The sequence below is a fragment of the Sphingomonas desiccabilis genome, assembly GCF_004135605.1.
Lineage (GTDB): Bacteria > Pseudomonadota > Alphaproteobacteria > Sphingomonadales > Sphingomonadaceae > Sphingomonas > Sphingomonas desiccabilis.
The window spans coordinates 742,425-765,649 of record NZ_SDPT01000001.1 but is presented as its reverse complement, the minus strand read 5'-3'; the positions used below and the strand labels follow the sequence as shown (position 1 = coordinate 765,649).

General features: G+C 69.5%; 29 protein-coding genes and 2 tRNA genes. 12 read left to right on the top strand and 19 right to left on the bottom strand.

Annotated elements, in window-relative coordinates; all coding sequences use genetic code 11:
• Genes EO081_RS03650 through EO081_RS03635 form a run of 4 tightly spaced genes read right to left on the bottom strand, consistent with a single transcriptional unit; the run spans position 1 to position 2,268 of the window.
• Positions 1–429, bottom strand: a complete 429-nt coding sequence (locus EO081_RS03650; protein WP_129340547.1) for a DUF1178 family protein — start codon at positions 427–429, stop codon at positions 1–3.
• Positions 426–1,250 carry a nitrilase-related carbon-nitrogen hydrolase gene (locus tag EO081_RS03645; protein WP_129340546.1) on the bottom strand — a complete coding sequence of 275 codons (825 nt, stop codon included), beginning with the start codon at positions 1,248–1,250 and terminating at the stop codon, positions 426–428. The genes EO081_RS03650 and EO081_RS03645 overlap by 4 nt, the downstream gene beginning before the upstream one ends.
• Entirely contained in the window at positions 1,247–1,504 is a 258-nt protein-coding gene (grxC, locus tag EO081_RS03640; protein WP_125960935.1) for a glutaredoxin 3, read from the bottom strand. Before grxC ends, EO081_RS03645 begins: the two co-directional genes overlap by 4 nt.
• A 32-nt stretch (positions 1,505–1,536) precedes the next feature.
• Positions 1,537–2,268: a ComF family protein gene (locus EO081_RS03635; protein ID WP_129340545.1), complete on the bottom strand. Its 732-nt coding sequence runs from the start codon at positions 2,266–2,268 to the stop codon at positions 1,537–1,539.
• Between the two features lie 44 nt (positions 2,269–2,312).
• Between EO081_RS03635 and EO081_RS03630 the strand changes: the two genes are divergently transcribed.
• A complete protein-coding gene (locus EO081_RS03630; protein ID WP_183947813.1) occupies positions 2,313–3,146 on the top strand; it encodes a class I SAM-dependent methyltransferase in 834 nt (277 codons plus the stop codon).
• Between the two features lie 3 nt (positions 3,147–3,149).
• Here the strand turns inward: EO081_RS03630 and EO081_RS03625 are convergent, their stop codons facing one another.
• Positions 3,150–3,536: a (deoxy)nucleoside triphosphate pyrophosphohydrolase gene (locus EO081_RS03625; protein WP_240697526.1), complete on the bottom strand. Its 387-nt coding sequence runs from the start codon at positions 3,534–3,536 to the stop codon at positions 3,150–3,152.
• An 83-nt stretch (positions 3,537–3,619) separates the two neighbouring features.
• Between EO081_RS03625 and EO081_RS03620 the strand changes: the two genes are divergently transcribed.
• Both EO081_RS03620 and EO081_RS03615 read left to right on the top strand, forming a co-directional pair.
• On the top strand, positions 3,620–3,808 hold the full coding sequence (locus EO081_RS03620; RefSeq protein WP_129340543.1) for a Flp family type IVb pilin: 189 nt from the start codon (positions 3,620–3,622) through the stop codon (positions 3,806–3,808).
• A 128-nt stretch (positions 3,809–3,936) separates the two neighbouring features.
• Positions 3,937–4,110, top strand: a complete 174-nt coding sequence (locus EO081_RS03615) for a Flp family type IVb pilin (RefSeq protein ID WP_129340542.1) — start codon at positions 3,937–3,939, stop codon at positions 4,108–4,110.
• Positions 4,111–4,193: 83 nt separating this feature from the next.
• Here EO081_RS03615 and EO081_RS03610 read toward each other — a convergent pair whose 3' ends face one another.
• The 4 genes from EO081_RS03610 to EO081_RS16760 all read right to left on the bottom strand — a co-directional run bounded on the left by EO081_RS03610 (position 4,194) and on the right by EO081_RS16760 (position 8,037).
• A complete protein-coding gene (locus tag EO081_RS03610; protein WP_129340541.1) occupies positions 4,194–5,141 on the bottom strand; it encodes an acetyl-CoA carboxylase carboxyltransferase subunit alpha in 948 nt (315 codons plus the stop codon).
• Between the two features lie 82 nt (positions 5,142–5,223).
• The gene (locus tag EO081_RS03605; RefSeq protein ID WP_276319821.1) at positions 5,224–6,144 is read right to left on the bottom strand and encodes a tyrosine recombinase; all 921 of its coding nucleotides are present in this window, start codon (positions 6,142–6,144) and stop codon (positions 5,224–5,226) included.
• Entirely contained in the window at positions 6,141–7,919 is a 1,779-nt protein-coding gene (locus tag EO081_RS03600) for a hypothetical protein (protein WP_129340540.1), read from the bottom strand. The genes EO081_RS03605 and EO081_RS03600 overlap by 4 nt, the downstream gene beginning before the upstream one ends.
• Complete coding sequence (locus EO081_RS16760) at positions 7,900–8,037, bottom strand: hypothetical protein (RefSeq protein ID WP_165284483.1); 138 nt, start codon at positions 8,035–8,037, stop codon at positions 7,900–7,902. Before EO081_RS16760 ends, EO081_RS03600 begins: the two co-directional genes overlap by 20 nt.
• A gap of 81 nt (positions 8,038–8,118) precedes the next feature.
• Here EO081_RS16760 and EO081_RS03595 point away from each other — a divergent pair, with 81 nt between their 5' ends.
• Together EO081_RS03595 and aroB are read left to right on the top strand one after the other, a co-directional pair.
• Positions 8,119–8,658: a shikimate kinase gene (locus tag EO081_RS03595; protein ID WP_129340539.1), complete on the top strand. Its 540-nt coding sequence runs from the start codon at positions 8,119–8,121 to the stop codon at positions 8,656–8,658.
• Positions 8,655–9,755, top strand: a complete 1,101-nt coding sequence (gene aroB, locus EO081_RS03590; protein WP_129340538.1) for a 3-dehydroquinate synthase — start codon at positions 8,655–8,657, stop codon at positions 9,753–9,755. The genes EO081_RS03595 and aroB overlap by 4 nt, the downstream gene beginning before the upstream one ends.
• 2 nt (positions 9,756–9,757) lie before the next feature.
• Here aroB and EO081_RS03585 read toward each other — a convergent pair whose 3' ends face one another.
• The 6 genes from EO081_RS03585 to EO081_RS03560 form a co-directional block, all read right to left on the bottom strand.
• Positions 9,758–10,090 (bottom strand): DUF423 domain-containing protein, encoded by a 333-nt coding sequence (locus tag EO081_RS03585; RefSeq protein WP_129340537.1) that lies wholly within the window; start codon positions 10,088–10,090, stop codon positions 9,758–9,760.
• A 16-nt stretch (positions 10,091–10,106) separates the two neighbouring features.
• Entirely contained in the window at positions 10,107–11,888 is a 1,782-nt protein-coding gene (locus EO081_RS03580) for a cation:proton antiporter domain-containing protein (protein WP_129340536.1), read from the bottom strand.
• The gene (locus EO081_RS03575) at positions 11,888–12,322 is read right to left on the bottom strand and encodes an iron-sulfur cluster assembly scaffold protein (protein WP_129341419.1); all 435 of its coding nucleotides are present in this window, start codon (positions 12,320–12,322) and stop codon (positions 11,888–11,890) included. The genes EO081_RS03580 and EO081_RS03575 overlap by 1 nt, the downstream gene beginning before the upstream one ends.
• A 58-nt stretch (positions 12,323–12,380) precedes the next feature.
• Complete coding sequence (locus tag EO081_RS03570) at positions 12,381–12,923, bottom strand: CvpA family protein (RefSeq protein WP_129340535.1); 543 nt, start codon at positions 12,921–12,923, stop codon at positions 12,381–12,383.
• 65 nt (positions 12,924–12,988) lie between these two features.
• The gene (gene radA, locus EO081_RS03565; protein ID WP_129340534.1) at positions 12,989–14,359 is read right to left on the bottom strand and encodes a DNA repair protein RadA; all 1,371 of its coding nucleotides are present in this window, start codon (positions 14,357–14,359) and stop codon (positions 12,989–12,991) included.
• 70 nt (positions 14,360–14,429) lie between these two features.
• Positions 14,430–14,642: a hypervirulence associated TUDOR domain-containing protein gene (locus EO081_RS03560; protein ID WP_129340533.1), complete on the bottom strand. Its 213-nt coding sequence runs from the start codon at positions 14,640–14,642 to the stop codon at positions 14,430–14,432.
• 90 nt (positions 14,643–14,732) lie between these two features.
• Here EO081_RS03560 and EO081_RS03555 point away from each other — a divergent pair, with 90 nt between their 5' ends.
• Positions 14,733–15,884, top strand: a complete 1,152-nt coding sequence (locus EO081_RS03555) for a glycosyltransferase family 4 protein (RefSeq protein WP_129340532.1) — start codon at positions 14,733–14,735, stop codon at positions 15,882–15,884.
• A 21-nt stretch (positions 15,885–15,905) separates the two neighbouring features.
• On the opposite strand, the gene EO081_RS03550 is transcribed toward EO081_RS03555, so the two are convergent.
• The gene (locus tag EO081_RS03550; RefSeq protein WP_129340531.1) at positions 15,906–16,235 is read right to left on the bottom strand and encodes a DUF2218 domain-containing protein; all 330 of its coding nucleotides are present in this window, start codon (positions 16,233–16,235) and stop codon (positions 15,906–15,908) included.
• Complete coding sequence (locus EO081_RS03545) at positions 16,232–16,870, bottom strand: PadR family transcriptional regulator (RefSeq protein WP_129340530.1); 639 nt, start codon at positions 16,868–16,870, stop codon at positions 16,232–16,234. The genes EO081_RS03550 and EO081_RS03545 overlap by 4 nt, the downstream gene beginning before the upstream one ends.
• 108 nt (positions 16,871–16,978) lie before the next feature.
• On the opposite strand from EO081_RS03545, the gene EO081_RS03540 reads away from it, so the two are divergent.
• The 6 genes from EO081_RS03540 to EO081_RS03515 all read left to right on the top strand — a co-directional run bounded on the left by EO081_RS03540 (position 16,979) and on the right by EO081_RS03515 (position 22,534).
• Positions 16,979–18,307, top strand: coding sequence for a replication-associated recombination protein A (locus EO081_RS03540; protein WP_129340529.1), 1,329 nt, complete (start codon positions 16,979–16,981; stop codon positions 18,305–18,307).
• A complete protein-coding gene (locus EO081_RS03535; RefSeq protein ID WP_240697598.1) occupies positions 18,262–19,167 on the top strand; it encodes a hypothetical protein in 906 nt (301 codons plus the stop codon). The genes EO081_RS03540 and EO081_RS03535 overlap by 46 nt, the downstream gene beginning before the upstream one ends.
• A 16-nt stretch (positions 19,168–19,183) precedes the next feature.
• Positions 19,184–19,259, top strand: a tRNA-Thr gene (locus EO081_RS03530).
• A 59-nt stretch (positions 19,260–19,318) separates the two neighbouring features.
• The gene (locus EO081_RS03525; protein ID WP_129340528.1) at positions 19,319–19,870 is read left to right on the top strand and encodes a sugar O-acetyltransferase; all 552 of its coding nucleotides are present in this window, start codon (positions 19,319–19,321) and stop codon (positions 19,868–19,870) included.
• 124 nt (positions 19,871–19,994) lie between these two features.
• Complete coding sequence (locus EO081_RS03520; protein WP_129340527.1) at positions 19,995–20,855, top strand: diacylglycerol/lipid kinase family protein; 861 nt, start codon at positions 19,995–19,997, stop codon at positions 20,853–20,855.
• A gap of 5 nt (positions 20,856–20,860) precedes the next feature.
• Positions 20,861–22,534: a sulfatase-like hydrolase/transferase gene (locus EO081_RS03515; RefSeq protein ID WP_129340526.1), complete on the top strand. Its 1,674-nt coding sequence runs from the start codon at positions 20,861–20,863 to the stop codon at positions 22,532–22,534.
• A 39-nt stretch (positions 22,535–22,573) separates the two neighbouring features.
• Here EO081_RS03515 and EO081_RS03510 read toward each other — a convergent pair.
• A tRNA-Leu gene (locus EO081_RS03510) sits at positions 22,574–22,658 on the bottom strand.
• Positions 22,659–22,748: 90 nt separating this feature from the next.
• On the bottom strand, positions 22,749–23,147 hold the full coding sequence (locus EO081_RS03505) for a DUF805 domain-containing protein (protein ID WP_129340525.1): 399 nt from the start codon (positions 23,145–23,147) through the stop codon (positions 22,749–22,751).
• Positions 23,148–23,225 lie beyond the last annotated feature (78 nt).

The window sequence follows — 23,225 nt, the reverse complement described above, 5'->3', positions numbered from 1 at the left end:
TTAGTTGCGGGCGCCGGGCGGGACGACCGGCAGGGGAAGCGGCGCCACGGGCACGCCCTCCTCGACCAGAGCGCGGGCCTCCTGAGGCGTCGCCTGACCGTGGATCGGGGCCGTCGCCTCCTCCCCCAGGTGCATGGCGCGCGCTCGGTCGGCAAAGCGGGAACCCACCCATTCGGAACCTTCGAGCGCCTTCTCCTGCGCCTTGGCAAGCGCTGCGAGGGCAGCCTTCATCGGGTCGGCACCCGTCGTCGCGCGCTGGTTGCCCTTGGCGGCGACGTTGGGCGCCATCACCGCCTTCTCGACCGAGGCGCTGTCGCACATCGGGCAGCGAACCAGCCCCCGCTCCTTCTGATCGGCGTAGTCGGCGCTCGACCCGAACCAGCTTTCGAAGACGTGGCCGCCGTCGCAGCGAAGATCGAAAACGATCATGCGACGCGCTCGACGGCTGGGATGGCGCGTCGATGCCGCAGCACCGGCAGACGCTCCCGCACGTCGCGAAGGAGGTCACGGTCGAGTTCGGCAAAGCCCAGGCCGGGCGCGTCTCCCATGTCGAGCAATATCGTGCCCCAGGGATCGACCACCAGCGAATGGCCATAGGTCTCGCGGCCGTCCGCATGCACGCCCGTCTGTGCCGCGGCGATCACGAAGGCGGCAGCCTCGATCGCGCGAGCCCGAAGCAGCAGGTGCCAATGGGCGGCACCGGTCGGGCGGGTGAAGGCGGAGGGTACGGCCAGCAATTCGGCACCCGCGTCGCTCAGCGCCCGGTATAGGTCCGGGAAACGCAGGTCGTAGCAGATCGAGAGGCCAAGCGCCCCTGCCGGGGTGTCCGCCACCACTGCGGCGTCGCCAGCGGCGTAGGCGGCCGATTCCTGCCAGCGTTCGCCGCTTTTCAGCGCCACGTCGAACAGGTGGAGCTTGTCGTACCGGGCCCGAACCCCGCCGTCGGGTTCGATCACGAAGCTACGGTTCGCCAGTTTTCCGTCCGACCGGCGGATCGCCAGGGAGCCGAGTTGAACCCACAGGCGATGCTCCGCCGCGGCCGTCCGGACGGCCGCCAGCACGGGATCGCCGGCCTCGTCCGTCAGGACGGCCGCCGCCCTGCTCCGATCCCGATCGATCAGGCCGGACATCTCGGGGGTGAACAGCATGGCGGCGCCCCCGGCGGCCGCCTGGGCCACCGCGTCCGTCAGCACCGCCGCATTGGCGAGCGGGTCGATCCCGCTCGTCATCTGCAGCAGGGCAATCCTCATTGTGCGAGCAGCGGGTCCAGTCCCCCCTGCCGATCCAGCGCGGCGAGATCGTCCGATCCGCCGATATGGCGGCCGTCGATGAACACCTGAGGCACGGTGGTGCGGCCGTTCGCCCGCTGGAGCATCTCCGCGCGGCGTTCGCCGCCCATGGTGATGTCAAATTCCTCGAACGCGGCCCCCTTGCTCTCGAGTAGCCGCTTCGCGCGGGTGCAATAGGGGCAGAAAGCCTTGGTGTAGATTTCGATCTTTGCCATGCGGCCTGAGGTGTGTCGGCGGGCCCCGCTTGTCAATCATGTGCCTCGTCCAGCACGCGTGCCCAGCACAGCACCGTCACCTTGCTGGCACCGGCGGCGGCCAGCCTGCGGGCACAGGCGTTGGCGGTCGCGCCGGAGGTGTAGACGTCGTCCACCAGCACGACGGACTTGCCGGCAAGCCGCGGTCTGCCAGAGCCAGAAACCGCAAAGGCGCCCGCCAGCAGCTTTGCGCGCTCGCGCCGGCCAACTCCCCGGAGGACCGGCGTCGCCCGCGTGCGGGCCAGCAAGTGCAGTTCTGCCGGAACGCCGCAGATCCGCGACAGGGTTCCGGCGACCAGCGCCGCCTGGTTGTAGCCGCGCGACCACAGGCGGCGCCGATGAAGCGGCACGGGCACCAGCAATTCCGCGTCCGCCGGCATCAGCCGCGCCATCAGGCGTGCCATGGTTTCCGCAGCGGCGAGCCGGCCACCGTATTTGAGCTTCAGGGCGACGTCGCGCGCGACCGGACCATAGGCGACCGCTGCCCGGGCACCGGCGTGGGCGGGCGGTGCTGCCAGGCACGCGGCGCAGCAGGCGTCCGCGCCCCGGTCGTGATCGAACGGCAGGGCGCAGCCGGCACACCAAGGCGGCCCCAGGAAATGGAGGCCGTCCCAGCAGCGGGCACAGAAGCGATGGTCCGCCTCCGTCACCTGCCCGCACGCGGGGCAGCGCGGCGGCAGTGCCAGTGCGATGCTGCCTCGGACCAGGGCGGCGACGACGTTCACGCCGATCCTTGTCGTCGCGTCCGCGAAGGCGCACAAGCGCCCCCGTGCAACCGCCAGAGATCTTCCACCGCGCCGCGCGCCGCCTGCGCCGCGACCGGATCGCCGCCCGCTTCGGCGAATCCGACTTCCTGCGCCGCTTCATGATCGAGGGGTTGAGCGAACGACTCGATGCCGTGACCCGCGAGTTCGCCGACGTGCTGGACCTCGGCTGTTTCGACGCAGGCCTGCCGCTTCCCGGCACCCGCATCCTGCGCGTCGACCCTGGCTTCGCCTTTGCCCGGGCGGCAGGCGGCGTGCAGTGCGACGAGGATCGACTGCCCTTCGCGGACGGGTCCTTCGATCTCGTCGTCTCGGCGGGAACGCTGGATCAGGTGAACGACCTTCCGGGGGCGCTGACCCTCATCCGGCGCGCGTTGCGCCCGGACGGCCTGTTCCTGGCCGCATTCACCGGCGGCGGAACGCTATCGACGCTGCGGGCAACGCTGATGGCGGCGGAGCAGGAGCGCCCCGCGGCGCGCGTTCACCCGCAGGTGAACCTGCAGTCGGCCGGTGACCTGTTGATGCGCGCCGGCTTCGCGCTGCCCGTGGCGGACTCGGAAACCCTGAACGTGCGTTACGGAAGCTTCGAACGGTTGATCGGGGACCTGCGCGGCATGGGCGGTACCAGCCTCCTGGTCGACCGTGCTCCCCTGTCCCGCGCGACCCTCGTCGAGGCTGCCGGCCGCTTTGCCGAACGCGCCGATACAGGCGGGCGCGTCCCCGAACAGTTCGAGGTGATCTATCTCACCGGCTGGGCGCCCTCCCCCGACCAGCCGAAGCCGGCGCGTCGCGGCAGCGCCACCGTGTCGCTGGCAGAGGCGCTGCGGCCCAAGCAGTAAGGCTTAGACCAGCGCCTCCAACAGGCCGATGAGCGGACGGTCGGCCGGCGGCATCTCCAGCCGGTGCAGTTCCACCGGCCGGACCCAGCGGAGCGCGGTTGCATGCCGCGCCTCCACGGTTCCCGACCATTTGCGCAGGGCGTAGAGGAGCAGCAGCAGGTGGCGCCCGCCCAGCGGCTCGCTGGCGAAGGTCGCGGGTGCCAGGCACGCGTGCTCCACGGTGATGCCCAGTTCCTCGTGCAGTTCCCGGATGAGCGCCGCCTCCGGCAGTTCGCCCGCTTCGACCTTGCCACCGGGAAACTCCCAGAGGCCCGCCATCGGCAGTCCCTGTGGCCGCTGCTGCACCAGCACCCGGCCATCGCCGTCGACCAGGGCCGCGGCGACGACCATCAACAACCCTGCGCCCGTTCCACTCAGCATTTCTTTACCCGCCGCGCCTAGCCTCTCGTCAGAAGCGAGCGAAAGACCAGCGTATGCGTGTCATTGCAAGTCTATCCCGCGCGCTGCGGCATGATCGACGCGGTGCCACGATGGTCGAATATGCGCTGATCCTTGCGCTGATCGCACTTGCGGCACTGGCGACCCTTGCGCCGATGGCGCGGCAGGTGGTCGGCATGTGGGACCATGCGGACGCGGAAGTTTCCGACGCCAGCGCGCGCTGATCCCGCCCGTCGCACCGTCCGCGCGCCTAAACGCTTTTTCAACGAACAGGTCGGTAGAGCAACGGATGCTGCACCGGGTCTCTCCCGGATCAGCCGGGTATGTTGAAGCACGAACGTTGGAGACCCCAATGCAGAAGATCCGCACCTTCCTGAAGAACAACAAGGGCGCCACCGCGATCGAGTACGGCCTGATCGCAGCCCTGATCGCCGTCGCCGCGATCGCCGCCATGTCCGGCCTCGGCAACTCGCTGAGCGGCACGTTCAACAACGTGAGCGGCAAGCTGCAGAACGCAGCCAGCTAAGACGCTCGCGAACGCTGAAACGCGAAAGGGGCGGAACCCAGGTTCCGCCCCTTTTTCTTTGCCCCTGCCGGTGCGTCGGCGCCTCAGCCGCGTCCCATGTTCAGGAACTTGGCGCGGCGCTCCCGGCGGAGATGCTCGCCCGAGATGCCGTCGAGTTCCTCCAGGGCACTGCCCAGCGCCTCGCCTAGGGAGGCGATCGCGGCAGCAGGGTCGCGGTGCGCGCCCCCCAGCGGCTCTGCCACGATCGTATCGATCACGCCCAGCGCCTGCAGGTCCTGCGCCGTGACCTTCATCGCCTCCGCCGCATCGGGCGCGCGATCGGCGGTCCGCCACAGGATCGAGGCGCAACCTTCCGGCGAGATCACCGAGTAGACCGCGTGCTCCATCATCAGCACCCGGTTGCCGGCTGCCAGCGCCACGGCGCCGCCCGAACCGCCCTCGCCCAGGATCGCGGCGACCATCGGCACGCCGAGCGCCAGGCTCGCCTCGGTCGAGCGGGCGATCGCCTCGGCTTGGCCGCGCTCTTCGGCCTGGATGCCGGGGAACGCACCCGACGTGTCGACCAGCGTCACCACCGGCAGGCCGAAACGGTCGGCGAGCTGCATCAGGCGGATCGCCTTGCGATAGCCCTCCGGCTTGCCCATGCCGAAATTGTGCTTGAGCCGGCTGGCGGTGTCGTCGCCCTTCTCATGGCCGATCACCATCACCTTGCGGCCGTTGAGCCGGCCGAGACCGCCGATGATCGCCGAATCGTCGGCAAAGGCGCGATCGCCGCCCAATGGCATGAAGCCCTCGATCAGCGCTGCGACGTAGTGCTTGAAGTGCGGCCGCTCCGGATGACGCGCGACCTGGGTCTTCTGCCACGGCGTCAGCTTCGCATAGGTGTCGCGCAGCAGCCGATCGGACTTCCCCTGCAGCTTGGAGATTTCCGCCTCGATGTCGACCTCTCCGCCGGCCGCGGTGTCGCGCAGCTCGTCGATCCGGCCCTGCAGCTCGGCGATCGGCTTCTCGAAATCCAGAAAGGTGGCCATCAACTCGGGTTCCGTCTCGATTAGGTGCGCTGCCGCTCCTCGCGGCACCTGGCTGCGGGGCGAACAAATTTCAGGGTGTCGGTTACGGTGCGCGGCGGAGGGCGTCAACGAGCGGATGGCGGGCGTTGACCAGCTCGACCAGGCGCTGGCTGTCGACATGGGTGTAGATTTCGGTGGTGGCGATGTCGGCGTGGCCCAGCATCGCCTGCAGCGCACGCAGGTCCGCACCCCCTTCGAGCAGGTGGGTGGCAAAGGCGTGGCGAAGGACGTGCGGGCTGACCCGGTCCGGCTGGATCCCCGCCTCCCCCGCCAGGGCCTTCAGCAGCTGGAACAAGCGGATGCGCGACAGATGCGTCTTGCCCGATGGGAACAGCCATGGCTTGTCCGCCGGGACATGGGCGCGCCAGCTGGCGACCGCGGCGCGCGCGCGATCGGAGACCGGGACCATCCGCTCGCGCCCGCCCTTGCCGCGCAAGATCAGATACGGCCGATCCGTCGCAATGGCGGTGCGTGGCAGCGACACGAGTTCGGTTGCCCGCAACCCGGAGCCGTAGAGCAGTTCCACCAGCGCTGCGAGGCGAAGGTCGAGGGGGTTCGGTGGATCGCGCGCGATCCGGGCCTCGATCGCCTCGAACAAGCGGTCCACATCTGCCGAAGACAGCGTCCGCGGCAACGGCCGTGCGCTTCCCGGCCGCGGAAGTGCACGACCGGGGTCGTCCGCGCGAAGCCCCTCTTCGGCAAGAAAGGCGAAGAAGCGCCGCAAGGCAGCCGACTTGCGCGCGACCGTGGCCCGCGAGAGATCGCGCCATTCTTCGGCGAGCCGTTCCAGCGCCGGACGATCGGCATCGGCAAGCCGGCCCGCGAGCGCATCCGATGCGAGCCGCAGATCGGTTCCATAGGCGAGCAAGGTGTTGCGCGCCGCCCCCGCCTCTGCCGCCAGCATTTCCAGGAAGCGGTCGATCAGGATGCGATCGCTGCCGGCGGGCGCACCGCCGTCGCTCACGCGCGTGCGATCGCCTCGGCAGCGATCATGCGTGCTTCCCCCTCGAGACCGACCGCCCGCAAGGCGGCGACGATGTGGAACAGTGCCTGGGGCGAAACGCCGCGCCAGTCCCGCGTCTGCATGCCCGCCGCGGCGAGCACCAGGACGCTTCCCGGCTGGTCGCGCCCGGCCGCAAGCGTGATGGCGCGTGTCCAGGCGTTCTCCGCCCCGATCGGCACATCGAGCGACTGTGCGAGTTCCGCCGCGTCCTCTGCCGGAAGCCGGCCCAGGCCCGCGAGGCCGGCGAGCAGCAGTTGCCCCTTGCGCGCGTCGCCATCGGCGTAGCGCAATACGGCGCGCTGCGAGACCTGCCGAGCACGCGGATCGGCAAGCGCCAGCATCGCCCAGGCGTCGCCGCCCTCCGGCGCGACCGAGCGCCAGCGGAGCGCACGCAGGTCCATGCCGGCCGACAGCATCGATGCGACGAGCGCGTCCGCATCCGCGGCATAGTCGGCCGACGGCGGGATCGCCGAGGCCGCGCGCGCGGTGAGCACGCGCCGCGCATAGCTGCGCTGGGCCCCGGTCGCGCCGGTCCAGACCTGGCGCAGCGCCGTCATGCGATCGGCCACCTGCGCTGCCGCGAAAGCCTCGCGAAGGTCGCGCGCGACGGCGGTCAAGTCGCTCGGCGAATCGTCCAGCTCGCCGACGGCGGCATAGAGATCGACCAGCGCGCCGCTGGACAGCACGCCCTGAGCAGCGGCAAGCTCGGCATCCGGCACACGGCGCTCGGGAGGAACCGCGGGCATCAGCGCGTTCCAATACCGGACCTGCGGCCCGACCGTGTCGAACAGCGCGGCCGGGACTTCCACCGCGGTCGCGTGCGCGAGGCCCCAGCGCCAGGCGCTGAGCTGCTCCACGCCGTCCCATTCGATCGTGACCGATCGACGGCCCTGAGCCCCTGCACCGAGCACCTTCTCGGCGAGCTTCAGATCGATGTCGGCACCGACTGCCCGCCGGCGAAAGGCACGGCGCGCCTGGTCGATCAACATGCCCGCCTGCTTGGGCTCGCCGGCAAGTCCGGCGCACATCGCACGGGCGAGCTGCCAACCACGCTCCTGCGAGACACGCTGCGCCGGCTCGACGATCCCGCACATCGCCGCCGGATCGGCCGTCGCCAGCGCCGCCTGCATGGCGACCTGGTACATCTTGGGCGTGTAGTTTTCGGCATCGACCGACTGCACCACGGCACGCGCGGTGGGCGCTTCCCCCATCCGCAGCAGCAGCCAGGCACGCTCGGCGGCAAAGTCCGGCCCGCTGACCCGGGCAGGCGTGTCCACGTCGGAGGCGAGTGCGCGACGCAGCGCGATCGACAGCCAGCGCGATGCGACCGGCGCGTCGAGCCGGCGCATAAGCGTCTCCAGCATGCGCCCGTCGGCGCCGGCGAAGGCGTTGCGCCCCAGCCCGGCGCCGTCGATGCCGATGTGCGCGGTCGACCGCCGCGCATACTCCGGCAGTTCGTACTGCGCGAGGAGCTTCGGGTCGACCGGCCTTGCCGTTGCAGTGGGCGTCGGGGTCGGCGTGGGCGTCGGAATGGGTCCGGGGCCCGCGATCGGCGCCTGCGGCACCCCGGAGGGTCGTGCCGCCGGCTGCTGCGCTGGCGCAGGCGCCGGCGCGACCGGATCGTTGAACCCGGGCGGCAGCAGTGATTCGGGGACGTCCTGGCCGAGCGCCGGCAGGCCGACGAGGCCGGCCAGCACCAGAACCGAGGCGAAGCTGCTAGTTCTGGAGATTTTCAAGCGAGACCGCCTTTTCGACCTGCACCGGCTGCTTCTCCGTCTGGCGACCCGCCAGGAAGAACAGCCCGCCGACGAGAACCAGCAGGACGACGATCAGAAGGACAAGCGATCGGGACATGGCGGACGAAAACTCACGATTGCGAAGCGGGCGCACAAGCTTTTTGCCCGCGCGCCGCCACGCTGTATAGCGCCGGCCACGATGCTGCAAACCCATGCCTCGACACCGCCGTGGAGCGGAAAGCCGATCGTGCTGGTCGGGCTGATGGGCGTGGGCAAATCCACTGTCGGTCGCCGGCTGGCGCACCGCATGCGCCTGCCCTTCGTCGACGCGGACAATGAGATCGAGCGCGCCGCCGGCATGACCATCGCCGAGATGTTCGAGCGGTTCGGCGAAGCGCACTTCCGCGACGGGGAGCGCCGCGTCATCGCCCGGTTGATCGACGGCAGCCCCAAGGTGATCGCCACCGGCGGCGGCGCCTTCATCAACGAAGAGACGCGCGCGCTGATCCTGGAACATGGCCTCGCCATCTGGCTCGACGCCGCGCCGGCGGTGCTCGCCGAGCGGGTCGGCCGCCGCGACCACCGCCCGCTGTTGCGCGGCAAGGATGCCAAGGCGGTGCTGACCGAGCTCGCCGCGATCCGCAACCCGTTCTACGCCATGGCTCCCGTGCACATCGTCAGCCAGCAGGCGCCGCACGAAGCCACCGTCAACGCCATCTTGGAGGCGATCCGCCCGTGACCACCATTCCCGTTTCGCTCGGCGCCCGCAGCTATGACGTCGTCATCGAGGCGGGGCTGCTCGCGCGGGCCGGGGCGTTGCTGGCGCCGATCGCACGCGGCAGGCCGATGCCGATCGTGGCCGACGAGGCGGTCGCGCCGCACTTGGAGACCCTGCGCGCGTCTCTCGCCGCGGCGGGGATCGCGAGCGAGGCGATCGTGCTGCCGGCCGGCGAAGGGTCCAAGAGCTGGGCCACTCTCGAACTGCTGATGGATCGATTGCTCGCGCTCGGAGTCGAACGGCGCGACCATGTGATCGCACTCGGAGGCGGCGTGATCGGGGACCTGGTAGGCTTTGCGAGCGCCATCCTGAAGCGGGGCTGCGGCTTCGTGCAGGTGCCGACCACCCTGCTGGCGCAGGTCGATTCGTCGGTCGGCGGCAAGACCGGCATCAACACGCAGGCGGGCAAGAACCTCGTCGGCGCCTTCCACCAGCCGGCGATCGTGCTCATCGATCCGACGACGCTCGACACCCTGCCATTGCGCGAGGTCCGCGCGGGCTATGCCGAGGTGGCCAAATACGGCCTGATCGACGATCCCGAGTTCTTCGCTTGGTGCGAGGGCAATGCCGACCGGCTGCTCGCGGGGGACCCGGAAGCGCGCGAGATCGCGATCGCGCGATCGGTCGCGGCCAAGGCGCGCATCGTCGGGGAGGACGAGCGCGAGACGAGCGGCCGACGCGCGCTGCTCAACCTCGGCCACACCTTCGGCCACGCGCTGGAGGCGGAGGCCGGCTTCGACGGATCGCTGCTGCACGGCGAAGCGGTTGCGGCAGGCATGGCACTCGCCTTCGCCTTTTCGGCGAGCCGCGGCCTGTGCCCGCCCGAAGATTCGGCGCGGGTGGCGGCCCATCTGCGCGCGGCGGGCCTCCCGGACGGGCTTGCAGCCGCAGGCATTTCGGCGGGCGGTGCTCGGCTGGTCGACCATATGCGCCACGACAAGAAGATGGAGAGCGGCACGCTCGCGCTGCTACTGGCGCGCGGGATCGGCCAGACCTATGTCGACCGCGGCGTGGCGCTGGACGAGATCGCGGCGTTCCTCGACACGCAGCCGCGCTAAGCTCAGCCGCGCACGCCGGTCCAGGCCAGCCAGAGCCAGCCGAGGATCAGCAAGGTGCCACCAATCGGGGTGACCGCGCCGAGCCAGCGCGGCGCCCCCAAGGCCATGGCATAAAGCGTGCCGGCAAAGACCATCGCCCCGGCTACGAACAGCCAACCGGGTCCGCGCGCCTCCAGCCGGAGCGCGACCAGTGCGGCAACGGCATGGACGAGCTGATACTGGCCGCCCGTCTGCAGCCATTCCCGCGCCTGTCCCTCGGCACCATGGGCGCCGAAGGCCCCGGCCGCGACCGCGAGCGCGCCCGACAACGCGGCCAGAAGCATCAGCAGGTTCATAGACGATCCCTTTCCCTCATGCCTCGCGCGAAAGCCCGTCGCGTGCGGCGCTTCCCCGTTCCTGGCTGAACATCGCCTCACGCCCGGCATACAGGTCCTGGGCCTCGAGCTGCTGGGAGAGCCGCTTGGTGTCCAGCTTGCGATAGGCCTCTTCGGTCCGATCGATCTCCGCCTCGTCCACACCGACGCACGCCATCGCCTTGCGCGCCATGGCGACTGCGGCGTCGAACACCTCGCGGACGTAGCCCTCCACCGGGGCGCCCTTCAGGCGCAGGATCGACAGGCGATCGAAGACCCGCATGAAGATCACGGCGTCGGGGAACGCGAGCTTCACCGCTTCGATGTCGCCGGGCTCCATCTGTTGGCCATCGATGCAAAACAGCAGCAACTGCGCCTCGTCCGCGCCCGCCCGGCGCAGCGTATCGATGCGGGTGCCATCGCCGTAATAGACCTTCATGCCGAAGTCGCCGGCGCGCTCGATGGTGACCGGGTCCGTGTCGATCAGCGTCACGCTGACGCCCTGGCCGATCAGCATCTGCCCCACGGTCTGCCCGAAGCGGCCATAGCCGATCACCAGCGCGGCGGCGCCGTCGTGCTTGGGCCCGTCGAGGCCGTCGGTGCTCGCCTGGGGCTCCACGCGGAAGCGGCGGGTGAGCATCATCAGGAACGGCGTTGTGGCCATCGACAGCGTGACGACGGCACCGAACACGCTCGCAGCCTCGGGCGCGATCAGCAGCGCATGCTGGGCCTGGGCGAACAGCACGAAGCCGAACTCGCCGCCCTGACTCAGCAACAGGCCGAGCGCCATCGCCTTGCGCCACGGCATCCCGAACAGCAGCGCCAGCAACCCGATCACCACCGCCTTGGTCGCGATCAGCGCCAGCGCCATGCCGGTCACGAACACCGGCCGCTCGGCAATGGCGGAGAGGTCGAGCAGCATGCCAACGGAGAGGAAGAACAGGCCGAGCAGGATCGCGCGGAACGGCTCGACGTCCGCCTCGAGCTCGTGGCGATAGGGGCTGTCCGCCAGCATCACCCCTGCGATGAAGGCGCCAAGCGCGGTCGAAAGACCCAGCGCCTCCATCACCGCCGCGGACGCGATGACCGTGAACAGCCCCGCGAACACGAACATCTCGCGCTCGCCCAGATTGCCGATCAGGCGGAAGAGCGGCCGCAACAGGAAACGGCCGGCGAGGATCAATCCGGTGATCGCCAGCACCGTGTAGAGCGCCAGCATCCATCCCGGTGGTCCGCCGACGTCGGCCGGGTTGCGCGAAAGCGCCGCCACGATGGTGATCAGCGGGACGATCGACAGATCCTGGAACAGAAGGATCGAAAAGGCGCGCTCGCCGTAGGGCGTCTTCAGACGCCCGGCCGATTGCAGCATCGGCAGTACCTGCGCGGTCGAGGACAGCGCCAGCGGCAGACCGAGCGCAAGGGCTGCAGGGATGGTGAAGCGCGTGAACAACCAGACGACACCGGTGATCGCGATGCCGCACAAGGTCACCTGGAGCAGGCCGAAGCCGAAGATGTCGCGCTTCATCCGCCACAGCCGCGACGGGCTCAGTTCCAGCCCGACCAGGAACAGGAGCAGCGTGATGCCGAGCTCCGCGATGCCCATCTTGGCCTCGGCATCGCCCCCGAGGGCGAGGACCTGCGGCCCCACCACGACGCCCGCGACCAGGAAGCCCAGGGTCGCGCCGAGCTTCAGCTTGCGGAAGATCAGGACGAACAGAAGCGCTGCCCCAAGCAGCGGCGCGAAGTCCCGGACGAACGACGTGGTGGAATGCGCATCCATCAGCCGGGTCGCCCCTCGCGAGCGGATCGGGCCGCCTCGGCCGCCGCCTCGAACGCCAGGCGGATCGAGGCATGGCGGGCGCTATGCGGCAGCGCCGGCTCGAACAGCGCGAGCCCCGGCCAGTCGGGAGGTCCCTCCCCGCCCGCGAGCCAATCCGACAGCGCGGCCCGCGCCGCGTCCAGCTCCTCGGGGGTACGGCCGATCGCATGCGCGGCCATCAGCGACGAGGATGCCTGACCGAGCGCGCAGGCGCGCACGAGCATGCCGAGTTCGGATACCCGCCCCGCCGCATCTAGGTTGAGGTCGACGGTGACGCGGCTGCCGCACACCGGAGAGCGCTTTTCCACGCTCGCCATGGGGGAATCGAGTCGCTGCTGGTGGGGGATGGTTGCGGCAAGCCGCAGGATCTCGGTGTTGTAGAGCGGCGCGGTCACGTCCTGCATGTAGACTGCCGATGCGCCGGGTGCGAGGGGCAACGCACCCCAAAAAACATCAGTAGGACGTGTTCGCCGGGGCGTCCCCGAACATCGGCTCGCCACGACGGCGCCGGTAGACGACGTCGGCGATGCTGGCGCTGGTGGAGTCGAGCAGCGCATAGGTGCGCGACTGGGTGATCCAGTCCGGCCGGCGCTTAGGGCCGCCCGCGATGGTGTCGATGGCCAGCACCAGGAGCAGGAAGCCGAGGCTGCACAGCACCAGGCCCTTCACCGCGCCGAAGCCGAAGCCGAGCGCGCGGTCGACCGGCCCCAGGATCGAGGTGCGGGTCCGCGAGCCCACGCCGTTGGCCACGAGCCGCCCGAGGAAATAGACGATGCCGGCGATCAGCGCGAAGGCCAGCGTGGCAGCGCCCGCCGAAGTGCCGATCACGCCCACCAGCGCGGCGCTGACCGGCGTGTGGAACAGCTTGATCGCGAACACGACGAAGATCCAGGCCATCAGCGACAGCACTTCGGTCACGAAGCCGCGCTTGAGGCCCAGCAGGGCGGCACCGCCGACGATCAGCAGCACCACGATGTCGAGTGCGGTCAGTTCCATCGATGCCCTCCCCAGCGCCTGCTCGCCCCCCTATCCGGGCGCCCTCGCGAAGTCGAGCCGTGCCCTCAGCGGCCCAGCATATGGTCGACGAAGGCCGGAAGGCTGCGGAAGGTCGAGAGGGTGAGACTGGTCCCCTCCGCGGCCTGGGCCCCGGGCACCATCGCCCGTCCGAAGCCGAGCTTGCCAGCCTCCTTCAGCCGCAGCGTACCATGGGCCACCGGACGAACCTCTCCCGACAGCGCCACTTCGCCGAACGCAATCGCGTCGGTCGGGACGGGCCGTTCGGAGAGCGCGGACACGAGCGCCGCTGCCACGGCCAGATCGGCGGCAGGATCCTGCACGCGATAGCCGCCCGCAATGTTGAGATAGACTTCGGACGTCGCGAAGGCGAGGCCGCAGCGAGCCTCCAGCACCGCCAGGATCATCGCCAGCCGGCCCGAATCCCAGCCGACGACCGCGCGGCGCGGCGTTGCGCCCGAAGCGAGCCGCACCGTCAGCGCCTGCACCTCGACCAGCACGGGACGCGTCCCCTCCAGCGCGGGGAAGACCACCGTTCCGGTCACGCTCTCGTCGCGGCTGGTGAGGAACAGCGAGGATGGGTTGGAGACCTCGCTCAGCCCTTCGGTCGCCATCGAGAAGACGCCGATCTCGTCGGTTCCCCCGAAGCGGTTCTTCACCGCGCGCAGAATGCGATATTGGTGGCTTCGCTCGCCCTCGAACGCCAGCACCGTGTCCACCATGTGCTCGAGCACACGCGGGCCTGCGATCGAGCCGTCCTTGGTGACATGGCCGACCAACACCAGCGCCGTGCCGCGTTCCTTGGCGAAGCGGATCAGTTCCCCCGACGACGCGCGCACCTGGCTGACGGTTCCCGGCGCCCCCTCGATCAGGTCGGAGTGCATGGTCTGGATCGAATCGATCACGAGCAGGTCGGGCGCCTTGCCTTCCCCCAGCGTCGTGAGGATGTCGCGCACCGAGGTTGCCGCCGCCAGCTGGACCGGGGCATTGCCGAGGCCGAGGCGGCGGGCCCGAAGCCGCACCTGGTCGGCCGCCTCCTCGCCCGAGACATAGGCGACGGACTTGCCCGCCAGCGCCAGCCGCGCGGTCGCCTGAAGCAGCAGCGTCGACTTGCCGATCCCCGGATCGCCGCCGATCAGCGTCGCCGAGCCCTCAACGAAACCGCCCCCAAGCGCGCGGTCGAGTTCGGAGATGCCGGTCGCCATCCGATCCGGAAGCGGGATGTCGCTGTCGAGCCCGGAGAGCTGGATCGCGCGTCCGCCGGACTGGAGGTTATGCCGCGCCTGGAAGGGCGTCACGACGGCGCCGGCGTCCTCGACCAGCGTGTTCCAGTCCCCGCAGTCGCCGCACTGGCCCGCCCATTGCGCGGTCACCGAACCGCATTGCTGACAGACGTAGCGCTTCCGGGGTTTTGCCATGGGCAGCCCCTAGCACGCGCAGAACGAAAGGGGAATATCGGGCGGCGGCCCGCCGCCTGGCGCCGCTCGGTCAGTGCAGCTCGGAGCCTTCCTTCAGCACCTTGTCGCCGTCCTCCTGGACGATGAGGTAAGCCGGGTTCTCCTTGCTGCCGTTGCGGACGATCTTGCTGCCCTTGATCGTGCGCTGGACCCGGCGCTCGAACTTCTCCTCGACCTTGCCGTGGGCCGTTCCCTTGCCCCAGCTCCAGCTGACCTTGTCACCCTTGGAATAGCTGTTCGCCATCGCGTGTCTCCGTCTGTTCGGGAGCAAGCGCCGTTCGCGGGGAATCGTTCCGGTGGCGTGCGCGGGCATGGGGGGCTATGGGCCGCCTCCATGCAGCCGTCCGACCTTCGTGTCGCCCTCTTCAGTGGCAACTACAATTACGTGCGCGATGGCGCGAACCACGCGCTGAACCTGCTTGCCGGCCATCTCCTCGCGCACGGCGTGACGTTGCGCGTCTATTCCCCGACCGCGGCAACCGCAGCCTTCGAGCCGACCGGCGAGTTGGTGAGCGTGCCTTCGGTCGGCCTGCCCGGCGGGCGCGGCGAATACCGGCTCGGCCTAGGCCTGCCCGCCTCGATCCGCCGAGATCTTGCCAGGTTCCGGCCGAACATCGTCCATGTCTCGGCACCCGACGTGCTGGGTCACCGCGCGGTCAGCTGGGCACGCAGGCACGAGATCGCCTGCCTCGCCTCGCTCCACACCCGGTTCGAAACCTATGCCGGCTATTATGGGATGGGGTTTCTGGAGCCGATCTTCACGACCTTGTCGCGCCGCTTCTACAACCGGGCCGATCAGGTGATGGTGCCCACGCCCTCCATCGAGGCACTGATCCGCAGCTGGGGCGTGAGGACGCCGATCGAGCTCTGGGGCCGCGGCGTCGACCACGACCGCTTCCACCCGGGTGCGCGCAGCCCGGAATGGCGCCGGGCGCTGGGGATCGCCGATGACGAGGTGGCGATAGGTTTCCTCGGCCGGCTGGTGCTGGAAAAGGGGCTCGACATCTTCGCCGATGTGGTGGCGCTGCTGCGCGAACGCGGCGTGCGGCACAAGGTGCTGGTCATCGGCGAAGGACCCGCACGCGAATGGTTTGCGGAGCGTGTCCCCGATGCCGCCTTTGCAGGCTTCCAGCGCGGCGATGCGCTAGGCCGGGCGGTCGCGTCGATGGACGTGCTGTTCAACCCCAGCGTCACCGAGACCTGGGGGCAGGTCACGTCGGAAGCGATGGCCGCCGGCGTGCCGGTGGTCGCCGCCCGCGCCACCGGTGCGGTAGACCTGATCGACGACGGGGTGACGGGCGTGCTGGTGCCGCCGCGCGACGTCACCGCCTACGCCAACGCATTCCAGCGGATCATCCACGATGCGGACCTGCGGAGCGCGATGGGTGCCGCCGGCCGTGCCAAGGCGCAGCGCTATCGCTGGGACACCGCCAATCAGGCGGTGCTCGACGCCTATCTCCGGATGCTGGAACGGCGCGGGCGCTGATCAAGCGCCCGCGCCGCCGGATCAGGCGACCTGCCAGTCGAAGGCCAGCGGCGCCTCGCGAAAGGCGAAGCGGTCGAGGTGCGACGCGACGACCTGCTTGAGGGCGTCCAACTGCTCCGCGGAAGTCGCATCGATCCGCACGGTCAACGTCGCCTCGCCGGCGTCGAACGAGGCGCGCCCGTCTCCTGGGAAGTTCGCGCCGCGCGCGTTGTGCGGGAACACCACGCTGCCCTTCTCCGGGGTGAACTCCACCTGGAGATTGTGACTCCAATGCTTGCATAGCTGCTGGAGGTAGCGGCTGCCGGATGCGGTCGGCACCTCGGCCACCGCGCTGAAGGCGCCGGCGCTCATGCGAGGCGCTCGATGCGCCGGGCGGCTTCGTCCAGGATCGCCGCCACTTCGTGCAGCGTCTCGGGCGGGACCTCCTCGCCACCGAGCCGCTGTCCCAGCACGGTTCGCAGATTGCCCATCGCGCGCTTCACCGGCCCGCCGCTGGTGCGTGCCGTCATCGTGCCGACCTGCGCCAACCGTCCGAGCAGCGCTTCCGCCTGCTCGCGCTGCTCGTCGAGGTGCGCAATGCCCGCCTCGGTGATCGCATAGGCCTTGCGTGCACCCGCTTCCGCCTGCTCCTCGACCAGAGCCATGTCGGCGAGAAGGGTCAAGGTCGGGTAGACCACGCCCGGGCTTGGGGCATAGACGCCGCCGGTGCGCTCCTTGATCTCCCGGATCAGGTCGTAGCCATGACGCGGCTGCTGCTCGATGAGCGCGAGCAGGACCAGCCGCAGATCGCCGCCGTCGAAGAGGCGCCGGCGACCGCCACGACCGCCCCGTCCCTCCCCCTCATGGTCCCAGCCGCCGAAGCCGCCCCCGAAGGGACCGCGTCCCCAGGGACCGGCGAAGCGGCGAGCCCCGCCGAAGCGACCGCCGGGTCCGCAGCCGCCGCGACCATCCTGGTGGCGGTGCGAAGGATGATGCATGCCGAACATGGAACCTCCTGTGTAAGTTCGATAGCGCGAAGATATATCTTAGATCGGTTCGCGCAAGGGGGCTCGTACGAGGCTGCGAATTTTCGCGCCGACGCCTATATCGGCGGCATGGCCGACCTCTTTGCCGCCTTCGATCCGCCTGCCCCAGCCGAGGTGCCCACCACCGGTCCCCTTGCCGACCGGTTGCGCCCGCGCCGGCTGGAGGAGGTGGTGGGCCAGTCGCACCTGACTGGCCCCGAGGGCGCGATCGGCCGAATGGTCGCGGCCGGGAAGCTTTCGTCCATGGTGCTGTGGGGGCCGCCCGGCACCGGCAAGACCACGATCGCGAGGCTGCTTGCGGACGCCGTTGGGCTGCGCTTCGCCTCGATCTCGGCGGTGTTCTCCGGGGTCGCCGACCTGAAGAAGGTGTTCGCGGAGGCGCGGGATCATGGCCGGCTCGGCCGCCGCACGCTGTTGTTCGTGGACGAGATCCACCGGTTCAACCGCGCGCAGCAGGACGGATTCCTGCCCTATGTCGAGGACGGCACCGTGACGCTGGTCGGGGCGACCACCGAGAACCCGTCCTTCGAACTCAACGCTGCACTCGTCTCGCGCGCGCAGGTGCTGATCCTGCGACGGCTCGACGCAGAGGCATTGGAGACGCTGCTCACCCGCGCCGAGGAGGTCGAGGGCCGCCCGCTCCCGCTGGACGCCGATGCGCGGGCGGCGTTGGTCGCCAGTGCCGACGGCGATGGCCGCTTCCTGCTCAACCAGGCGGAAACGCTTTTCTCCATCCAGCTCGACGCCCCGCTGGACCCCGCCAGCCTTTCCGCGCTGCTCCAGCGCCGCATGGCGGTCTATGACAAAGATCGCGAAGGGCACTACAACCTCATCTCCGCGCTCCACAAGTCGCTGCGCGGATCGGATCCCCAGGCGGCGCTCTACTATCTCGCCCGGATGCTGACCGCGGGCGAGGAACCGCTCTACGTCCTGCGGCGGATCACGCGCTTCGCCAGCGAGGACATCGGCCTCGCCGATCCGCAAGCCCTGGTGCAGTGCCTGGCTGCCAAGGACGCCTACGACTTCCTCGGTTCGCCCGAGGGCGAACTCGCGATCGTGCAGGCGTGCCTTTATTGCGCGACCGCGCCCAAATCGAACGCCGCCTACAAGGCGCAGAAGGCCGCGTGGCGATCGGCGAAGGAAACCGGATCGCTGATGCCGCCGCACAACATCCTCAATGCCCCCACCAAGCTGATGAAGGAGATCGGCTATGGCGAGGGATACGCCTATGACCACGACAGCGACGACGGCTTTTCGGGCGCGAACTACTGGCCGGAGGAACTGCCGCCGCAGCACTTCTATGCGCCGACCGAGCGCGGCTTCGAGAAACGGCTGAGCGAGCGCATGGCGTGGTGGGACGCCCGCCGCCATGGCCGCGATCCGGATGCGGCACGCTGACGGTCCCTGAGCACTTCACCCGCTTCGCCGCGATCGACTGGTCGGGCGCCAAGGGGCACCGCCACAAGGGGATCGCGGTTGCGCTCTGCGAGGCGGGAAGCGCCGCGCCGGAGCTCGTCGCGCCACCACGCGGAGTCTGGTCGCGCACGGACGTCCTCCACTGGCTCAAGGCGCAGGCGGACACGCCGTTGCTGGTCGGCTTCGACTTCAGCTTCGCACCGCCGTGGATCGAGCGCAAAGCGTATCTGCCGGGCGAGATCACCCCTTCGACGGCGCGTGCCTTCTGGGCCTATGTCGACGCCGACTGTCCCGATGCCGACCTGGGCGCCGCTTCCTTCCTGGAGCGGCGGCGCGGGGCACATTTCTATCTAGGCGCGCGCGACGGTGCGAAGGCGCAGTTCCTGCACTACCGCCGGTGCGAAGCGGCCTATAACGCGAGCGGGATCGGCCGCGCCTCCACGCTCTATGACGCGATCGGGGCGGCCCAGGTCGCCAAGGCGAGCTTCGCGGGCATGCGCCTGCTCCACCATCTCGGCTCCACGATTCCGATCTGGCCGTTCGACCCGCCGCCGGTGCACGGCGCTCTGGTGGTCGAGATCTACACCACGGTCGGGGCGCGTGCGGCGGGTCTGCGCAAGGGGCTCAGCAAGCTGCGGGATTCGCACGCCCTCGACGCCGCGCTGGAGGCGCTCGGCAGCGGTCGCCACACGCCGCTCGACCGGTACGACGATCACGCCACCGACGCGATCATGGCCGCGGCCTGGCTACGGCGGGTCGCCCGGACACCCGAACTGTGGCAGCCCCCGGCGCTCGCCCCCACAATTCGGCGAAGCGAAGGCTGGACCTTCGGCGTTCTCTGACGCAAGGGAGGCCAACGCCGGTTTAGCTCAGCTGGTAGAGCAGCGGTTTTGTAAACCGAAGGTCGCGGGTTCGATTCCTGCAACCGGCACCAGCCCTCCGGAAGGGTCGGCCATCTCGACGGCGGCGCTTTGCCGCGGAGGCGCTTGTCCGATGACGGTACGTTCCGAGAAGCGGAAGATGCTCGCCGGCGAGCCCTATCGCGCGAGCGATCCCGAGATCGTTGCCGATCAGGAAGCTGCCGCCGAGTGGATGCAGCGGTTCAACGCCACGACCGGAACGGCCGAGCGCGACGCATTGCTGCGCGCACGGCTAGGCTCGGTCGGTCTGGGCGCCACGATCCGGCCGCCCTTTCACTGCGACTATGGCACCAACATCCATCTAGGCGCGTGCGTCTTCCTGAATTTCAACTGCGTCATCCTGGATGTGGTGGAGGTCCGCATCGGCGATGGCACGCAGATCGGTCCCGGCGTGCAGATCCTGACGGCCGATCACCCCCGCGATCCAGCCGAGCGCGCCGCCGGCCTGGAGTGGGGCCGCCCGATCGTCATCGGTGCCAACGTCTGGATCGGCGGCGGCGCCATCCTGTTGCCCGGCATCACCATCGGCGACGACGCGCTGATCGGTGCCGGCAGCGTCGTCACGCGCGACGTCCCTCCCGGAACCGTCGCAGCCGGCAATCCGGCGCGGGTCCGCGCGCGCTGAGGACCGTCCCACTTAGGAGCAGGACGCGGCCACGCCCGCGCGCGCGTCGCTTGATCGCGCGCCGGCGACCACTAGGGTCTCCTCCAGTTGCCGCTGCGGCAGGCCTGCTCGGGGAAGCAACCAGTTGAACGAAGGCGGCCACCGCATCCAGATCGTGGTCAACCCGTCCGCCGGCCGCGTGCGCGGGACAACGCTGGCGAGGATCGTCACCGGCTTCGAGCGGGCCGGCGCGGAGGTGGTGCTCACCGAATGCGGCCCGGGACGGCCGGTCACCATCGCAGAGGATGTCAGCCGCCTCTGCGTGATCGGCGGCGACGGCACCATCCGGCACGTCGCAACCGCATTGCGGACGGCCGAGCGCGATCTTCCGCTCAGCATCTATCCGGCAGGAACCATCAACCTGGCGCATCGGGAACTGCGGTCCCCGCTCGATCCCGATCGCTTCGCCGTCCATGCGCTCGAAAGCGGGGCGCGGCACCACGCCCTGCGCGTGGGCTCCGCCCTGTGCCTTTCCTGCGCCAGCGTGGGGCCGGACAGCCATGCGGTCGCCGCCGTGTCGCCGCGGCTGAAGCGGCGGATCGGCCGCTTCGCCTATCTCGTTGCCTTCTTCCGGGTGCTGCTGACCTGGCGGCGCACGCCGATCCGGCTCGTCTGGGAGGCCGGCGAACAACCGTGCGAGGCGGTCTACGTGGCCAAGGGCCGGTTCTTCGGCGGTCCCTGGAGCTTTGCGCCGGAAGCGGACCGGACCCAGCCGATCATGCACGTGATCGCGCTGCGGACGGCTAAGCGGCGCGACGTCGCCCGCTTCGCATGGGCGGTGCTGCGCGGGCGCTGCCCCTCGGATGCGGCCAATCTCGTCTCCTTCTCGTGCACCGACCTGTGGGTGAAGGCCGACGAGCCGCTGCCGGTGCAGGTCGACGGCGATGCGGAGGCCGTTCTGCCCGTGCGCATGACGATCGATCCCGTCTCCTTTTCCGTCTGCTGAGCGCCATGCGAACGACTGCCAAGCTGCTCCTGATCCTGCTTTACCTGCTCACCGGCGCGAGCGGGATCGCCGAGCGACTCCAGTCGCTGGGCCTTTCGCCCGGGTTACCGATCTACCTCGGGCTGTTCGGGCTGCTGGCATTGGCGCTCGTTGCCGCTGCGTTCACGCGGCCTTGGACGCTGCGCTGGGGGCTCGCCACGCTCCTCTGCGCTGCCGCCTTCTACCTCGATTCCTACGAGGCGATCACGCGCGAGCCGATGAGCTACGACGCGTTCATCAACATGTGGAACTCGGCGGCCTCGGCGCCGGACGCCGTCGATCAGCACGCCGGGGCGCTGGCGGGAACGCTTGCGCGATCGGTGCTGCTGTTCGCGGGACTCGTCCTGCAGCCGCAGGGAAGCCTGCGCTTCGGCAGGCTCGCTCCAGCGGCGCCAGTGGCCGGCGTCCTGCTGCTCGCCGGCATTCTCTTCGCGCGCGGCGGCGAAGGTGGCACGGGGCTCCCCGGCCCCTTCACGCCGCTCGCCTACTCCGGCCTCTTCCTCTACGAGCGTCTCGCGGAGGGTACCCCGCATCGGGAGCCGGTGGCGCTTCGCCCGGCCAGGCCGCCCAGCGGCGACATCGTGCTGATCGTCGACGAAAGCGTAGCCGGCAACTACCTCGACCTGAACTCCCCGAACGGGGCACGCAGCGGGCTCCTCCAGCCGCGGCCGGGTGTTGCGGTGCACGACTTCGGCCTCGCCGCATCGATCACGAACTGCAGCGTCGGCAGCAACGTGACGCTGCGCCACGGCGGCACCCGCGCGGACTATCGCCGCATCAATGCCACCATGCCCTCCATCTTCGATTATGCGAAGGCCGCTGGCCTCACCACCGTCTACCTGGACGCGCAGGGCACGGGCGGCAGGCTCCAGAACCTGATGGACGCGCAGGAGCGGCGGCAGATCGACCGTTTCGTTCAGTTCGACCGGGTCCCCGTGCGCGACCGGGACATGGCGGTGGCCGACACGCTTGCCGCATCGCTGCGCAACGACACACCGGAGTTCGTGCTGATCAACAAGGTCGGCGCGCACTTCCCGGTCCACGACAAATATCCCGACGCCTATATGCGGCACCGCCCCGCCCTTGCCCGCGGGCGCTATGTGGGGATCAGCGACACCGGCGATCGTACCGGCTTCGGCGGCACGGCTGCCGAATGGGTCCGCTACCGCAATGCCTATCGGAATACGCTGGACTGGAACGTCGGCGCCTTCTTCGACCGGGTGCTCGACCGCGTCGACCTGTCGCGCGCGACGCTGATCTACACGTCCGATCATGGACAGGACCTGCACGAGACGGGCAGCCCGGGCAGTAACACCCATTGCAGCGGCGATCCGGTGCCGCAGGAAGGGCTCGTACCGCTGGTGGTGATCGACAGCGGGGCGCCGGCCACCTCTCCCTGGGTCAGGGCGGTCGCCGCAAATCGCAACCGGATGAGCCACTACCGGATCTTCCCGACCCTGCTGGCGCTGATGGGCTATCCGGAGCCGGCAGTCCGCCGCCTCTACGGCGACGCGCTGACCGCATCCGCCGCAGATCCCTTCACCTTCAATACCCGGTTCAACGCGCGCCTGGGCCTGGATCCACGGTGGGAAAAGATCGACCTGCGCAGGATCCCACCAGCGCCGCGGGACACGAAGTGAAGGGGGAGCCGACTGGCTCATGCCGTTCACTCGAGGAGCTGGTGCGGGTGGTCGGACTCGAACCGACACTCCTTGCGGAACCGGATTTTGAGTCCGGCGCGTCTACCAATTTCACCACACCCGCACGGTGCGCGCCGTCCCCCGGACGGCTGGTGGCGGCGCTATACGGCAGGGCATCCGCAAACGCCAGAGTCTGCAAATCCCCTGCGGCGGATCAGGTGAACACCCGTTCCACCTCCCTCTCGCCGAACACGGGGTCCGGACCGAAGCGGTTGGAACCGCGCGTTCCCGGCAGCACCATGAAGACGAACACGATCAGCCCACCCGCATAAGGGATGAAGTTGAGCAGCACGAACAAGCCGCTCCGGTCCTGATCGTGGAAACGGCGAACCTGGACGGCGATGGCCGGAACGATCGTGCCCACGATGAACAGCCCGAGCATCAGCAGCGGCACGATGCTGGGATCGTTCGGTCCATCACCCATCAGGAACGCAAGCGTGGTCAGTCCCGTGATCACCACAAGGTAGAACAGCTGGAACATCCAGAATTCCAGCCGCCGCGAACGGCCGGAAAAGTCGGCATAGCGTTTCAACGGCAACAGCATCCAATGCATGAAGTCCCCCCTCCTGTATCGAACCGCAGCGGCGGTTCCGCGCGGCAACCTGCCACGGGATCGGGAGCCTGCAAGGCT

Bases quoted from the DNA above. Each gene is read 5' to 3' on its own strand.
- EO081_RS03650 (WP_129340547.1), bottom strand. From the start codon at position 429: ATGATCGTTTTCGATCTTCGCTGCGACGGCGGCCACGTCTTCGAAAGC.
- EO081_RS03645 (WP_129340546.1), bottom strand. From the start codon at position 1,250: ATGAGGATTGCCCTGCTGCAGATGACGAGCGGGATCGACCCGCTCGCC.
- grxC (WP_125960935.1), bottom strand. From the start codon at position 1,504: ATGGCAAAGATCGAAATCTACACCAAGGCTTTCTGCCCCTATTGCACC.
- EO081_RS03625 (WP_240697526.1), bottom strand. From the start codon at position 3,536: ATGGTCGTCGCCGCGGCCCTGGTCGACGGCGATGGCCGGGTGCTGGTG.
- EO081_RS03620 (WP_129340543.1), top strand. From the start codon at position 3,620: ATGCGTGTCATTGCAAGTCTATCCCGCGCGCTGCGGCATGATCGACGC.
- EO081_RS03615 (WP_129340542.1), top strand. From the start codon at position 3,937: ATGCAGAAGATCCGCACCTTCCTGAAGAACAACAAGGGCGCCACCGCG.
- EO081_RS03610 (WP_129340541.1), bottom strand. From the start codon at position 5,141: ATGGCCACCTTTCTGGATTTCGAGAAGCCGATCGCCGAGCTGCAGGGC.
- EO081_RS16760 (WP_165284483.1), bottom strand. From the start codon at position 8,037: ATGTCCCGATCGCTTGTCCTTCTGATCGTCGTCCTGCTGGTTCTCGTC.
- EO081_RS03595 (WP_129340539.1), top strand. From the start codon at position 8,119: ATGCTGCAAACCCATGCCTCGACACCGCCGTGGAGCGGAAAGCCGATC.
- EO081_RS03585 (WP_129340537.1), bottom strand. From the start codon at position 10,090: ATGAACCTGCTGATGCTTCTGGCCGCGTTGTCGGGCGCGCTCGCGGTC.
- EO081_RS03580 (WP_129340536.1), bottom strand. From the start codon at position 11,888: ATGGATGCGCATTCCACCACGTCGTTCGTCCGGGACTTCGCGCCGCTG.
- EO081_RS03570 (WP_129340535.1), bottom strand. From the start codon at position 12,923: ATGGAACTGACCGCACTCGACATCGTGGTGCTGCTGATCGTCGGCGGT.
- radA (WP_129340534.1), bottom strand. From the start codon at position 14,359: ATGGCAAAACCCCGGAAGCGCTACGTCTGTCAGCAATGCGGTTCGGTG.
- EO081_RS03560 (WP_129340533.1), bottom strand. From the start codon at position 14,642: ATGGCGAACAGCTATTCCAAGGGTGACAAGGTCAGCTGGAGCTGGGGC.
- EO081_RS03555 (WP_129340532.1), top strand. From the start codon at position 14,733: ATGCAGCCGTCCGACCTTCGTGTCGCCCTCTTCAGTGGCAACTACAAT.
- EO081_RS03550 (WP_129340531.1), bottom strand. From the start codon at position 16,235: ATGAGCGCCGGCGCCTTCAGCGCGGTGGCCGAGGTGCCGACCGCATCC.
- EO081_RS03545 (WP_129340530.1), bottom strand. From the start codon at position 16,870: ATGTTCGGCATGCATCATCCTTCGCACCGCCACCAGGATGGTCGCGGC.
- EO081_RS03540 (WP_129340529.1), top strand. From the start codon at position 16,979: ATGGCCGACCTCTTTGCCGCCTTCGATCCGCCTGCCCCAGCCGAGGTG.
- EO081_RS03525 (WP_129340528.1), top strand. From the start codon at position 19,319: ATGACGGTACGTTCCGAGAAGCGGAAGATGCTCGCCGGCGAGCCCTAT.
- EO081_RS03515 (WP_129340526.1), top strand. From the start codon at position 20,861: ATGCGAACGACTGCCAAGCTGCTCCTGATCCTGCTTTACCTGCTCACC.
- EO081_RS03505 (WP_129340525.1), bottom strand. From the start codon at position 23,147: ATGCATTGGATGCTGTTGCCGTTGAAACGCTATGCCGACTTTTCCGGC.